The 13020-nt window shown below is 74.1% G+C and carries 15 protein-coding genes; 6 read left to right on the plus strand and 9 right to left on the minus strand.

Annotation, left to right across the window (positions count from 1 at the left end; all coding sequences use genetic code 11):
* Window positions 1-22: 22 nt before the first annotated feature.
* Window positions 23-1258, minus strand: a complete 1236-nt coding sequence (locus FXF65_RS03870; protein WP_148348249.1) for an APC family permease — start codon at window positions 1256-1258, stop codon at window positions 23-25.
* A gap of 112 nt (window positions 1259-1370) precedes the next feature.
* Window positions 1371-2177, minus strand: a complete 807-nt coding sequence (locus tag FXF65_RS03875; protein WP_148348250.1) for an ATP-grasp domain-containing protein — start codon at window positions 2175-2177, stop codon at window positions 1371-1373.
* 207 nt (window positions 2178-2384) lie between these two features.
* Between FXF65_RS03875 and FXF65_RS03880 the strand changes: the two genes are divergently transcribed.
* A complete protein-coding gene (locus FXF65_RS03880) occupies window positions 2385-3431 on the plus strand; it encodes a S1 family peptidase (protein ID WP_187412071.1) in 1047 nt (348 codons plus the stop codon).
* 113 nt (window positions 3432-3544) lie between these two features.
* On the opposite strand, the gene FXF65_RS03885 is transcribed toward FXF65_RS03880, so the two are convergent.
* The 3 genes from FXF65_RS03885 to FXF65_RS03895 all read right to left on the minus strand — a co-directional run bounded on the left by FXF65_RS03885 (window position 3545) and on the right by FXF65_RS03895 (window position 5477).
* Window positions 3545-3919: a MerR family transcriptional regulator gene (locus FXF65_RS03885; protein ID WP_148348252.1), complete on the minus strand. Its 375-nt coding sequence runs from the start codon at window positions 3917-3919 to the stop codon at window positions 3545-3547.
* A gap of 36 nt (window positions 3920-3955) precedes the next feature.
* Window positions 3956-4966 carry an MDR family NADP-dependent oxidoreductase gene (locus FXF65_RS03890; protein WP_148348253.1) on the minus strand — a complete coding sequence of 337 codons (1011 nt, stop codon included), beginning with the start codon at window positions 4964-4966 and terminating at the stop codon, window positions 3956-3958.
* Window positions 4967-5042: 76 nt separating this feature from the next.
* A complete protein-coding gene (locus FXF65_RS03895; protein ID WP_148348254.1) occupies window positions 5043-5477 on the minus strand; it encodes a TerD family protein in 435 nt (144 codons plus the stop codon).
* Window positions 5478-5564: 87 nt separating this feature from the next.
* On the opposite strand from FXF65_RS03895, the gene FXF65_RS03900 reads away from it, so the two are divergent.
* The gene (locus FXF65_RS03900) at window positions 5565-6365 is read left to right on the plus strand and encodes a helix-turn-helix domain-containing protein (protein WP_148348255.1); all 801 of its coding nucleotides are present in this window, start codon (window positions 5565-5567) and stop codon (window positions 6363-6365) included.
* A 99-nt stretch (window positions 6366-6464) separates the two neighbouring features.
* Here FXF65_RS03900 and FXF65_RS03905 read toward each other — a convergent pair whose 3' ends face one another.
* Both FXF65_RS03905 and FXF65_RS03910 read right to left on the minus strand, forming a co-directional pair.
* Window positions 6465-7304, minus strand: coding sequence for an NAD(P)H-binding protein (locus FXF65_RS03905; RefSeq protein ID WP_148348256.1), 840 nt, complete (start codon window positions 7302-7304; stop codon window positions 6465-6467).
* Window positions 7305-7383: 79 nt separating this feature from the next.
* Window positions 7384-8010 carry a TetR/AcrR family transcriptional regulator gene (locus tag FXF65_RS03910; RefSeq protein ID WP_148348257.1) on the minus strand — a complete coding sequence of 209 codons (627 nt, stop codon included), beginning with the start codon at window positions 8008-8010 and terminating at the stop codon, window positions 7384-7386.
* Window positions 8011-8121: 111 nt separating this feature from the next.
* On the opposite strand from FXF65_RS03910, the gene FXF65_RS03915 reads away from it, so the two are divergent.
* The 4 genes from FXF65_RS03915 to FXF65_RS03930 all read left to right on the plus strand — a co-directional run bounded on the left by FXF65_RS03915 (window position 8122) and on the right by FXF65_RS03930 (window position 11603).
* Window positions 8122-9120 (plus strand): NADPH:quinone oxidoreductase family protein, encoded by a 999-nt coding sequence (locus FXF65_RS03915; RefSeq protein WP_148348258.1) that lies wholly within the window; start codon window positions 8122-8124, stop codon window positions 9118-9120.
* Window positions 9121-9165: 45 nt separating this feature from the next.
* Complete coding sequence (locus FXF65_RS03920) at window positions 9166-10101, plus strand: AraC family transcriptional regulator (protein WP_148348259.1); 936 nt, start codon at window positions 9166-9168, stop codon at window positions 10099-10101.
* A gap of 60 nt (window positions 10102-10161) precedes the next feature.
* The gene (locus tag FXF65_RS03925) at window positions 10162-10572 is read left to right on the plus strand and encodes a phosphoribosyl-AMP cyclohydrolase (RefSeq protein WP_222868357.1); all 411 of its coding nucleotides are present in this window, start codon (window positions 10162-10164) and stop codon (window positions 10570-10572) included.
* 68 nt (window positions 10573-10640) lie between these two features.
* Entirely contained in the window at window positions 10641-11603 is a 963-nt protein-coding gene (locus FXF65_RS03930; RefSeq protein ID WP_148348261.1) for a DUF5996 family protein, read from the plus strand.
* Here FXF65_RS03930 and FXF65_RS43470 read toward each other — a convergent pair.
* Window positions 11600-12310, minus strand: coding sequence for a hypothetical protein (locus tag FXF65_RS43470; RefSeq protein WP_187412072.1), 711 nt, complete (start codon window positions 12308-12310; stop codon window positions 11600-11602). The two genes, FXF65_RS03930 and FXF65_RS43470, sit on opposite strands and share 4 nt — an antisense overlap.
* On the minus strand, window positions 12307-13020 hold the full coding sequence (locus tag FXF65_RS03940) for an RNA polymerase sigma factor (RefSeq protein ID WP_148348262.1): 714 nt from the start codon (window positions 13018-13020) through the stop codon (window positions 12307-12309). Before FXF65_RS03940 ends, FXF65_RS43470 begins: the two co-directional genes overlap by 4 nt.

Genomic DNA, 13020 nt, shown 5'->3' on the forward strand with positions numbered 1-13020 from the left:
CGGCGTTTCGCTTTGGACGTCCTCACGAAGGTTCGCGTCGGCGGCCGAGGTAGAGGACGGCGCCCACGGCGAGCACCGCGACGCCGGTCAGCACCGAGGTGAGCGGCAGCGCGAACGCCAGGACCAGGCAGCCCGCCGCGCCCGCGACCGGGATCACGCGGGGCGGACGGCCCTCGTCCGGGCCGAGCGTCCAGGCGGACGCGTTGGCGATCGCGTAGTAGGCCAGCACGCCGAACGACGAGAAACCGATCGCGCCGCGCAGGTCGACCGTCGCCGCGAGGACCGCCACGACCAGGCCGACCGCGAGTTCCGCGCGGTGCGGCACCCGGCGCCGCGGGTGGACGGCCGCGAGCGCGCCCGGCAGCCGCCGGTCGCGGGCCATGGCGAGCGTGGTGCGGGAGACGCCGAGGATCAGCGCGAGCAGCGAGCCGAGCGCGGCGACCGCGGCGGCGGCCCGGACGGCGGACCCCAGCGACGGCAGTCCGGCCGCGTCGACGGCGTCCGCCAGCGGCGCCGCCGCGACGGCCAGCCGTCCGGCGCCCAGCACGGACAGCACCGCGACCGCCACGGCGGCGTACACGGCCAGCGCGATGGCGAGGGCGATCGGGATGGCGCGCGGGATCGTCCGGGACGGGTCGCGCACCTCCTCGCCGAGCGTCGCGATGCGCGCGTACCCCGCGAACGCGAAGAACAGCAGGCCCGCCGCTTCGAGGACGCCGCCGAGCGACGTGCCCGAGCCGACGTCCAGGCGTCCGGCGTCGGCGGCGGACGAGGTGAGGCAGGCGACCACCACGGCGGCGAGCGCGGCCAGGACCACCGCGACGATCACCCGCGTGAGCCAGGCCGACTTCTCCACCCCCGCGTAGTTCACGCCGGTCAGCAGCGCCACCGCGGCGACCGCGACCACGTGCGGATGGCCCGGCCACACGTACGACCCGACGGTCAGCGCCATCGCCGCGCACGACGCCGTCTTGCCGACCACGAACGCCCACCCGGCGAGGTGGCCCCAGAACGGACCCAGCCGTTCCCGCCCGTAGACGTACGTGCCGCCGGACTCGGGGTACCGGGCGGCGAGCCGCGCCGACGACGTCGCGTTGCAGTAGGCGACGACGGCGGCCGTCCCGAGCCCGAAGAGCAGGCCGGACCCGGCCGCCCGCGCCGCCGGCGCGAACGCGGCGAACACCCCCGCCCCGATCATCGCCCCCAGCCCGACCACCACCGCGTCGGACACCCCGAGCCGCCGTGCCAGCACGGTCATCCCCCACCGCCCTCCACCCCGCCGCGAATCCGGCGAACAGCATTTCCCACCGAGATGAACACCCGTATCCGAATCCGCGCCGACGGAGGCCACCGGCCCTTTCTGGAATCGGCTACCTGTTCGCGCCGCCGGCGACCTCTCCGGTGGCCCAGTCGCGGTCGGCCGCCGTCAGCCGCTCCGGTCGGACGCAGGCCCGCGCCAGCACGGTCAGGACCTTCTCGGGGTCGCATCCGTAAAGGCCCGCGCCCCAGACGGCGTTGGCCTCGACGACCGCCCAGCCGCGGCCGCGGATGCGTCCGACGTCGAGGACGGTCGCCGCCGGGACGGGCACTTCTCCGAGCACTTCGGCCGCGTACTCCGCCGCCTCCCGGACATCGCTCTCCGGTGCGCGCCATTCCCCGTCCGCCGTGAGGGCGAGTTCTCCGTCCAGCAGATAAGGGGACATGGCGACGACTTCACCGTCCAGCACATGGCAGCGGAATTCGACGTCCCATCGCACGGGCTCGCAGGTGAGCACCGGGGTTTCGTCGGGGAGGGCGTCGCGTCCGGGGAGTTCGCCGGGAGCCGCGAAGACCCTGCCCTCGAACGCTTTCCGTCCATCGGCCGGTTTGACGAACGTGGGCTCGGTGAGAGCGCTCCGGACGTCGCCGAGGGCGGAGACGGCGATGTCGCGGCGGCGGTGCCGGTCGGGCAGCGCGGGCAGCCATCCGGGCGGGACGTCCAGCAGCCGCACCCCGACCTGCGCGGCGACGGCCTCGACGAACGTCGGTTCGCCGTAGAGCGCGACGTCCTTTCCGCGGAGGCGGTCCGGGGCGCGTCGGCCGCCCAGCCGCTCGGCCGCCCAGCCGAGCCTCCCGGACGCGGCGCGCAACGCCTTCGAGTCGGGCGTGTAACGCGGCGAAAGCACGAGCAGCGGCATCGGCCAAGAGTAAATGGTCGGAGTGGGCGAGCCGGGATTATTCAGGGGGCGGGTGAAATTCTGTTGGCGCCGAAAACTGGTTAGCGATTGGGGGGCGGCGTACGTTGTCGCCACGCATGGCGCCTCACCACCAGGTGTCGTGCGCACCCGCCATAACCCCCGAGGATGCCGCCGCTCCCAGCCGGTCGGCGGCGAAAGGTGGCGACAGTGAACCGAGGTGTGCACCTCAGACGTGTGGTCCCGCTGCTGGGCGTCGCGGCCGTGGCCGTCCTGCCCGCGTTCGGGACCGTTCCGGCGACGGCCGGCGCGAAGCCCGTCCCCCCGGCCGGGCAGGCGCTCGGCGCGTTCGCGGACCAGCTCACCGGACGGCTCGGCGCGCAGGCCGCGGGCGCCTACGTCGACCGGGACGGACTCCTGGTCGTCAACGTCACGACCCCCGCCGCCGCGCGGCAGGTGACCGCCGCCGGTGCGACGCCCCGCGTCGTCGCGTACGGCATCGCGCGGCTCGACGCGGCCAAGAGCGCGCTCGACCGGTTCGCGGGCGGTCGCGGCGCGGTCGGCCTGGCCTGGGGCGTGGACGTGGTCGCCAACGCCGTCGTGGTCAGCGTCCCGGCGAGCGACCATGACGCGGCGACGAACGCGCTGGTCAAGCGGGCTCGCGCGGTCGGCGGCACCGTGCGGATCAGGCGCGTGCACGGCGCGGTGCGGCCGATGCTCGGGCCCGGCGACGCGATCACGACCGGTGGGTCGCGCTGCTCGGTGGCCGCGATCGGGACCGGCGGTGGCGGCGACTACGTCGTGACGGCCGGGCACTGCACCCGCATCGGCACGACGTGGTCGACGTCCGGCGGCGAGCAGATCGGCACCACGCAGGCGAGCAGTTTCCCGGGCAATGACTACGGGACGATTCGTGTGACGAACGGGTCGCTGCAATTGTCCAACGACAATCTGACCGAGGTCGGCAGACCGCCCGCGGGGTCGCAGGTCATCAAGAAGGGCTCGACCACCGGCACCACCTCCGGGCAGATCGTCGGCTACGACCGCACGGTCAACTACCAGGAGGGCACGGTCACCGGGCTGATCGAGACGACCGTGTGCACCCAGCCGGGCGACAGCGGCGGCTCGCTGCAGAGCGGGAGCACCGCCGTCGGCATCACGTCCGGCGGCAGGACGGGCGGCTGCACGGCCAATTACCAGTCCTATTTCCAGCCCTTGGACGAGGCGCTCCAGTCCCAGGGCCTCACCCTCAAATAAGAGCTCAACCGAACGGAGCATTCGGGCGGGGCTCCCGGAAAGGCCGGGAGCCCCGCCGGTCAGTTCTTGCCGGTCAGTTCTTGCCGGTCAGTCCCGCCGGTCAGTCCCGCCGGTCAGTCCTGCGGGACCAGCCCGACCCTGGCGGCGAGCCGCTCGCGCTGCCCGGTGAGCCGGGCGATCTCGGCGTCGAGCGCGTCCAGCCGCCGCCGCGCGACGCCGGAGCCGCGCCCGCACGCCCTGGGCGACGGCGGGACGCCGTCGTTCTCGTCCAGCAGGTGGAGCATGTCGGCGCACAGGCGCAGGTCCTCGACGGTCAGGCCCATCGACAGGAGCACCCGGATCACCCGGACGCGCCGCACCTCCGCCTGACCGTACCGGCGCTGCCCGCCCGCCGTGCGGTCCGGCGGCGGCAGCAGTCCGCGCTGCTCGTAGAAGCGCAGTGCGCGCGGGGTGGTCCCGGCCGCCGCGGCGGCGTCGCTGATCCGCATCAGTCCTCCGGTGTCGTCCGCCGGGGGACCGCCGCCCTACAGCTCCACGATGACGGTCCCCAGGTGCCGTCCCCCGATCGCTTCGTGCAACGCGCGGGGGGCGCTCTCGATGCCCGCGAACCGGACCTCGGGCAGGACGATCTCGCCGGACCGCAGCCAGCCGCCGAGGCGACGGGTCCACTCGGCGTCCAGGGCCGGGTCCGCGCCGCCGAAGCCGCGCAGCTCGACGTGCTTGACGATCAGCTCGAACGAGTCCAGCTCGACCGGGGACGTGTTGCCGGGACGGTCCGCGGCGAGCTGCCCCGCGAGCGCCCCGACGAGGACGACCCGCGCCCCCGGCCGGGCCAGCGAGATCGCGGCCTGGAGCTGCTCGCCGCCGACGTTGTCCACGACCACGTCGACGCCGTCCGGCGCGGCCTCCGCGAGCCGCGCGCCGAAGGGCCCCTCGCCGCGCAGCACGGCCGCGTCGTAGCCCAGCTCGGCGACCAGCCGTTTCGCCTTCTCCGGCGAGCCGGTGCTGCCGACGACCCGGCCCGCGCCGAGCCGCCGCGCGACCTGTCCCGCGACCGAGCCGACGCCGCCCGCGCCGCCGGACACGAACACGGTCTCGCCGGGGCGCAGCCGCGCGTCCCGGACCAGCGCCGCGTACGCGGTCGCGCCCTGGCCGAGGTGGGCCGCCGGGTCGGGGAGCGTGTCGTCGAGCGGCGCGCACCGGTCGGCGGGCACGGTCGCGTACTCCCGCCAGCCCTGCCAGTGCTGGACGAGGTCCCCGGCGCGCAGCCCGCCGCCGTCCGGCGCGGACACGACCTCGCCGACGGCCTTCCCGAACAGGGTGTCGCCGGGGTTCAGCGGCGGGAACGGCGCGCCCTTCACGCTCCCGGCCATGAGCGTCCGGATGGCGGGGAAGACGTGGAAGAGGCGGTTCCGGACGAGCACCTCGCCGTCCCCGGGCACCGGTACCGGCACCTGGACGACGGCGAAATGCTCCGGCTCCGGCAGGCCCTCCGGCCGGACGGCGAGCCGGACTTCACGCGAGGTTTCGGGCATCGGCAACTCCCAAGACGGTTCCGCAACGGCCCCGCGACGCTAACCCCTGACCCGCGCGTCAAAGTCAAGCCGGGAATCAGCTCATCTCGATGAACTGGTGGTCGGAGCGGATGCGGCCGTCGGCGTCCAGGGAAATGACGTCGAAGCCCCCGCCGACGTCCTCTCCGGTGCCCGTCGTGCGCATCTTCCAGCGGAGGCAGACCACGCCCGCCATCGGCTCGTACGGCTCAGCCCCCGAGACGAAGGCGTACTCGCCCGCCTTGATGAACATCTCGTACGCCCTGGTCACCCTGGCGTCCAGGGCGGCGTGGCCGCGCACCTCAAGCGGCGGCGCGGGAAAGGCGAGCGCCTTCGCCGCCTCGCGCATCTCCTGCGGCGGATCGGTCAGCACCTGGACGGCGTCCGGCGCCCACAAGTCGCGCACCAGCGCGCCGCGCGCCTCCGGATCGGGCTCGTTCCACAGGGTGACGTACTTGTCGGCGAACTCCTTCAGATCCAATGCGTTGCTCATGCCGAGCAGTCTCGGACGCGTCCCGGCCGCTCCGCGATTCCCTGCGGGGAATGGCGGAGCGGCCGGACGTCCGGTTTGAATGGGGCGATGACGACGGCGACCGAACCCGCGTCCGGCCATTTCGGACGCGAGCTGCGGCGCTGGCGGACGCGGCGCCGCGTCAGCCAGCTCGAACTGGCGATCAGGGCCGACACGACGCAGCGGCACCTGAGCTTCCTCGAACGCGGCCGGTCCCGTCCCGGCCGGACCATGGTCGTGCGGCTCGCCGAGTCGCTCCACCTGTCGCTGCGGGAGCGGAACGACCTGCTGCTCACCGCCGGATACGCCCCGGTCTACGCCGAGTCCGGGTTGGACGCGCCCGAACTCGGCCCGGTCCGCGAGGCGCTGGACCGCATCCTCGACGGGCACCTGCCCTATCCGGCGGTCGTCGTCCGGGCGTACGGGGAGATGGTGTCGGCGAACGCGGCGTTCGACGTCCTCGCCGAGGGCGCCGCGCCCGCGCTGCTGGAACCGCCGGTCAACGTGCTGCGCCTCGTCCTCCACCCGGACGGGATGGGCCCGCGGGTGGCGAACCTGGCCGAGTGGGGACGGCACGTCACGTCCAACCTGCGCGATCTGGTGCGGCGGAGCCCGTCGCCCGTCCTGGAGGAGTTCGTCGCCGAACTCGACGGCTACCTCCCGGCGATGGAGCCGCGCGCCGACCATCTCGGGTTCGCCGTCCCGCTCCGGCTGCGGACGCGGGACGGCGAGCTGCGCCTGATCACGACGCTCACGTCGTTCGCGACCGCCGTGGACGTCACGGTGTCCGAGCTGCACCTCGAAGCGTTCCTGCCCGCCGACGAGGCCACCGCCGAGATCCTCGCGCACCGGAACGCCGCCCGCGCCTAGGCCCCCGCGGCCAGGCCCGCGCGGCTGAGCCCCCGCGTCCAGGCCCCCCGCCTCCAGGCCCCCGTGGCTGGGCCTAGGCGCGCCTCGGCCCAGGCGCGCCTAGGTCCAAGTGCCCGCCGCCGCAGTTTCGGTGACGTAGTCCTCGAACCTGCGGGGCGGGCGTCCGAGGGCCTTCTCGACGCCGTCCGAGACGGCGGCCGCGCCACCGTCCCGGACGGACGTGAGCAGGCCCGCGAGCAGTTGCGCGGCGTTCGCCGGGAGACCCGCCGCGACCTGCTGCTCGACGAACGCCTCCGGCGTGACGTCGACATACCGGACGTCGCGCCCGGTGGCCCGGCCGATGAGGTCGGCGGCCTCGCCGAAGCCGATCGCGCGCGGTCCGGTGAGGTCGTAGACCTGCCCGGCGTGCCGGTCGGCGCCGGTCAGCGCGGACACGGCGACGTCCGCGATGTCCACGGCGTCGACGAACGGTGTGCGGCCGTCGCCGGTCGGCAGCGCCAGCTCCCCGCCGAGCACGCCCGGCAGGAAGAACGCCTCGCTGAAGTTCTGCGAGAACCAGGTGGGGCGGACGATCGTCCAGTCGGCGCCGGTGGCGCGCACGGCCTCTTCGGCGTCCCCGAGCGGGCCTCCCGCCTCACTCGCGAGGGGCGCGGACAGCATCACCAGCCGCCGGACGCCCGCCGCGCCCGCCGCCGCCACGAACCTCGGGACGCGCCCGCGCGTGTCCGGGTCACCGCCCGGATAGGGGTTCGGCTCCACGACGTAGACGGCCTCGACGCCGTCCAGGGCGGCTGGCCAGGTGCCGGGGTCGGCCAGATCGAAGGGGACGTCGCCGGACGTCCGGGACGCTATGCGCACGGTCCGGCCGTCCGCGCGGAGGCGGTCGGCGACGCGGCGGCCGGTCTTGCCGGTGCCGCCGAGGACGAGATAGGTGTTCATGCCGTCCAGCGAACCGCCGATCCGCCGGACGATACATGGGAGATCGTCGCAAAGGCATTTGCGATCGTCCAGCAGGAGGCTAGGGCACCGGTTGCGGAGGCGTGGCGGTGAGCGCGTCCCAGGCGGCCATCGCGCAGGTGATGACCTCTTCCAGTTCGGCGCCGGTGGCGCCGTCGCGGGCCTGCACGGACATGCCCTGCACCACGGTCGTGTAGTAGCGGGCGACGGCGTCGAGACGGGCGGGCGGCGCGTCGATGTCGCCGTCGCGGACGCCCTGCGCGAGGCGGTCCCTGACGGCGGCGAGTTGGCCGCGCCGGATGTCGGCCAGGAACTCCCGGACGTCGTGGTTCTCCACGGCGCCGGTGGGCGAGGCGAGGATGAGCATGCAGTAGTGCGGCGCGTCGGAACGGGTGATCTGGTCGGCGGTGGCGCGCAGCATGGCGTGGATCGCGGCGCGCGTGGACGGATGCTCGCTCAGCGCGCTCCGCGGCGGCCCGCCCGAGGTGGTGCCGTAGAGCAGCATGACCTTGCGGAACAGCTCCTGCTTGCTGCCGAAGCAGGCGTAGATGCTGGCCGAGGCGATGCCCATCGCCTGAGCCAGGTCGCTGAGCGAGGTGCCCTCGTAGCCGTGTTCCCAGAACACGTCCAGCGCCTGGCGCAGGGCGGTGTCCGGGTCGAATGTGCGCGGCCTGCCGCGAGCGGCCATCGGGCGTCCCTCCGAACTTGTTTGTCGATCGCTCAATTTTACCTTGACCTGCGCCGAAGTGCCCTGTTACGTTTTTTTGGTCGTTCGACAAACAAATGAGAGTCGGTCCTCATGAGCATCCCCTCCACCATGCGCGCACTGCGGCAGACGTCGCTGGACGGCCCGCGAGACCTGCGCCTGGTCACCGACGCGCCGGTGCCGAGCCCGGGGCCGGGCGAAGTCCTGATCCGCGTCACCGCCGCCGGAGTCAACTTCGTTGACATCTCGCAGTCCCGGGGCACGTTCGCGAACGGTCCGCGGCCGCCCTATCTCGCGGGCATCGAGGGCGCGGGCGAGGTCGTCGCCGTCGGCGAAGGGGTCACCGGCCTGGAGCCCGGCGCCCACGTCATCGGCGTCGGCGTCCAGGGCGGCGCGTTCGCCGAGTACATGCCGCTGTTCGCGGCCGGAGCCGTCCCGGTGCCGCCGGGCTGGACCGACGAGCAGGCTCTCGGCCTGGTCGTGAACCTGCCGACCGCGCTCGCCGCGCTCAGGCCGCTGGGCGGCGTCGCCGAGGGGCGGGCCGTGCTGATCCACGCCGCGGCAGGCGGCACCGGCCAGGCCGCCGTGAAGATGGCCAAGCACTACGGCGCGACGGTGATCGCCACCGCTTCGCCGGACAAGCACGAGGTGGTGCGGGCTCTGGGCGCCGACCACGTCCTCGACTCCCGTGGCGGCGACATCGCCGCCGAGGTCCTCGCGCTGACCGATGGCGCGGGCGTCGACCTGACCCTGGAGTCCGTGGGCGGCGCCGCGTTCGACGCCAGCCTCGCGGCGACCAAGCGCGTCACCGGCCGGGTCGTGGTCTTCGGCCTGGCCGGCGGCGAGGCCGCGATCAGCAACTGGGACCTGGTCTACAAGCACCAGGTCCAGATCATCGGCCTGAACATCGGCGCCCTGATCCAGGCCGTGCCGCAGGTCTTCGGCGAGGTCATGGAAGAGCTGTTCGAGCTCTTCGGCGCCGGAGTCCTCGGCCCCGGCGAGCCCACCGCCCACGATCTGGCGGAAGGCCCCAAGGTGCTCGCGGAGCTCGAAGCCCGTTCCACGGTCGGCAAGCTGGCCCTGCTTCCCTGAGCGGACCCCGTCGAAAACCATTTGTGATCGTCTAGCGTGGGACGGGTGGACGTCCTCACCGACCTGCTGCACCGCGCGCGGGCCGGGAACGCGCTGGTCAAGCAGCTCATCCAGAGTCCGCCGTGGGCGATGGCGTTCGCGGACGTCCCGCCGCTGACGGTCACCGCGACGCTCGGCGGCTTGGCCTGGCTCCGCTCGCACGAGCCCGGCGCCGCGCCCGTCCGGCTCGCGGCGGGCGACATCGCGCTGGTCAGCGGGACGCGCGGCTACACGATCGGCGACGACCCGGCCACCCCGCCGCTGATGCTGGTGGAGGCGGACGGCAAGCGCCGCCTCGGCGGCGACCCGGCGGCCTGCGACCTGCCCATCGGGCCCCGCACCTACGGCGACGGGCTGCCCGGCGCGACGGTCATGCTCCGCGGTGTCTACGACCTGCGCGGCGACGCCGCCGGACGGCTGCTCGCCATGCTGCCGCCGCTCGCCGTCGTGCCCGCCGGGCCCCGCACCCGCGCCGCGCTGGACATGCTCGCCGCCGAGACCTCGCGCGACGAGCCGGGGCAGGACGCCGTCCTCGGGCGGCTGCTCGACCTCGTCCTCGTGCTGGCGCTGCGGGCCTGGTGCGCCCGGCCGGAGAACGCGCCCGCCTGGTACCGGGCGCTCGCCGACCCCGCGATCGGCGGCGCGCTGCGCGTCCTGCACGACAACCCGGCGCGGCGCTGGACGGTCGCCGCGCTCGCGGCCGAGGCCGGGATGTCCCGCGCCGGGTTCGCGGCGCGGTTCACCGGCCTCGTCGGCGAGCCGCCGCTCACCTACCTGACCGCCTGGCGGATGAGCCTCGGCGCCGACCTGCTCCGCGACACCGACGCGACCGTCGCCGCCGTCGCCCGCCAGGTCGGCTACGCCGACCCGTTCGCGTTCAGCGTCGCGTTCAAGCGCGCCCGCGGCCTCAGCCCCTCGGAATGGCGCCGCCGGACCCGCTGACCGGCGCGGCGGCGCGTCCCCGGTGCGACGCCCGGGGCCGCGGGCGGGCAGGATGTGAGGGTGAACGAACTCGAAGAAGGCACCCGGCTCACTCTGGACTTCGACAAGCTCGCGGGCGTCGCGGCGACCGGGGCGCGGGTCGTCCCCGTCGTGCTGCAGGACGCGGCGAGCGGCGACGTCCTGTTCATCGGCTACGCCAACGACCAGGCACTCAAGGCGACGCTGGACGAGCGCATCGCCGTGCTGTGGTCGACGTCCCGCAACGAGCTGTGGCGCAAGGGCGCGACGTCGGGGGACGTCCTCGCGCTGGTCGACGTCCGCGTGAACTGCGAGCAGAACTCGCTGCTCTACCTCGTCAACCGGACGACCGGCGGCGCCTGCCACACGACGCTGCCGTCCGGGGAGGCGCGTCCGACCTGCTACTACCGCTCCGTGACGGACACCGGGACGCTCGGGTTCGTAGAGCTCTAGGTCCCCGCTCGAACGATCCGCGCATGACGGACGTGTCCAGCGGATATGGGTCCGGATGAGGAGGGGCCATGGAACCTGAGCGGAGCGCATGGCCGCGGCTGCGCGTCGACGACTGGCGCGACACCCGCGACACGCTGCACATGTGGACGCAGATCGTCGGCAAGGTCAGGCTCGTGCACGCGCCGCTGGTGAACCACTGGTGGCAGGTGACGCTGTACGTGAGCCCGCGCGGGCTGACCACGTCGGCCGTCCCGTACGGCGCGGGGGCGTTCGACGTCGAGTTCGACTTCATCGAGCACCGGTTGCAGATTCGGGCGAGCGACGGCGGCGTCCGCGGGTTCGACCTGGCGCCGATGCCGGTCGCGGAGTTCTACGACCGGACGATGCGCGCCTTGGCCGAACTCGGGATCGAGACCTCGATCCAGGCGCGTCCGAACGAGGTCGACCCGGCGATCCCGTTCGCCGAGGACGACCGGCACGCCGCCTACGACCCGGCCGCCGCCCACCTGTTCTGGCGGCAACTGCTCCAGGCGGCGCGGGTGATGGGCGAGTTCAGGTCCCGGTTCGTCGGCAAGGTCAGCCCGGTGCACTTCTTCTGGGGCGCGATGGACCTCGCCTGCACGCGGTTCTCCGGACGCGAGGCGCCCGTCCACCCCGGCGGCGCGCCGAACTGCGGCGACTGGGTGATGGAGGAGGGCTACTCCAAGGAGCTGAACAGCTGCGGGTTCTGGCCGGGCGGCGGCGACGAGGGCGCGTTCTACGCCTACGCCTACCCCGAGCCGGACGGGTTCGCCGACCGTCCGGTGGGGCCGTCCGCCGCGTTCTACAGCCGGGAGAACGGCCAGTTCCTGCTGCCCTACGAGGCGGTGCGGACCGACCCCGACCCCGACCGGGCGCTGCTCGAATTCCTCCAGGGCACCTACGAGGCGGCGGCGGACCTCGCGCACTGGGACCGGCCCGCGCTGGAGGCCGACCCGGCACGCTGGGCCGACAGGACCCTGCATGCCGGGCCGGGAGAACAGGGCGGCTAGCCGAGGTCGATGTTGCCCTTGCCGGGGTTGACCTTGGACGGCTCGTCGCCCTTGACGATGCCGTTGCCCTGGTTGCCGTTGCCCTGGTTGCCGTTGCCCTGGTTCCCGTTCGACGGGTTCTTCGTGTAGCCGGGTCCGCGCGACGGCGTCGGATGCGGCTTGTTCGGCTGCTTGGTCTTCTTCTTGAGCTGGCCGGGCGCGTTCGCCTTGCCGTGCTGCTTCTCCTTGACGGACGGCGTCGGCGTCGGGGTGGGCGTCCACCGGGACGGCGGCGGGCTCGGCGTGTACCGGACGCGCGGCGACCGGTGGCCGTCGCGGTCGTAGTCGGACGGGCTGGCCGGGGGCGTCGGGCTGTGCCCGGGGATCCGCCCGGTGATCGTCGCGTAGGCGGCGCCGCCGGTGAGGACGAGCGAGCCGCCGACGATCGCCACGACCTTGATCGTCAGCAGTCGGCGCAGCGCGGCGGCGCGGGACTGGCGCGCTGGACGCGGCGCGGCCCGGAACGCGGCGACGGCCGCGTCCTCGCCCGCCAGCTCATCCGGCCGGGCGGGCGCGGCGGCGGCGGCGAGCAGCGCGTCCAGCGGGGCGTCCAGCGGGGCGGCGCCGGGGGACGGGCGGCCCGCGCGGCGCAGCAGCCGCTCTGCGGTCCGCCTGTCCAGGGGCCCGGCCCGCCCGTCGAGATGCCCGGCCTGGTGATGGTCGCTCATGACACCCCTTCAGCGCCCGGACCGCCGGTTTTGTCACTCTGGGCGAGGGGAACGCCGCCCGGCGCCGCCTCTCCCGACTCGTCCGGTGCCCCGGCTACCCTGCCGTCTCCCCCGTTGTCCGTCCCGCCGTCTCCCGTCCCGCCCGCCTGCTCTTCCCTCCCGGATGCGGACAGCCGTTCGGCGAGCCGCCGCAGCCCCCGGTACGACGCGGTCCGGACGGCGCCGGGACGCTTGCCGAGGACCTCGCCCGCCGACTTCGCGTCCAGCCCGACGACGACCCGGAGCATCACGGCCTCGGCCTGGTCGCGGGGCAGCTCGGCGATCAGGCCCAGCGCGCCCTTCGTGGCGATGCCGTCCAGGGCGTCGACCTCGGTGTCGGCGTCGGCGGCCATCGTGAGCAGCTCCTCGACCGGCAGGTCCGAGCCGGGCCGCCGGGACCTGCGGCGCAGGTGGTCGAGCGCGCGGTGCCGGGTGATCGTCGCCGTCCAGCCGCGGAAGCCGTCCAGGTCGCCGCGGAAGGACGGCAGGTCGCGGGCGATCTGCAGCCACGCCTCGGAGGTCACGTCCTCGGCGTCCGCGCCGACGAGCGTGCCCGCGAAGCGGATCAGCCGGGGCTGGACGTCGCGGTAGAGCATGCGGAAGGACTCCTCGTCGCCGTCCTGCGCGGCCCGCAGGGCACGGCCGAGCTGCTCCTCGTCCGCCCGTTCCAT

This window comes from Actinomadura syzygii, from assembly GCF_008085905.1.
Taxonomy (GTDB): Bacteria; Actinomycetota; Actinomycetes; order Streptosporangiales; family Streptosporangiaceae; genus Spirillospora; species Spirillospora syzygii.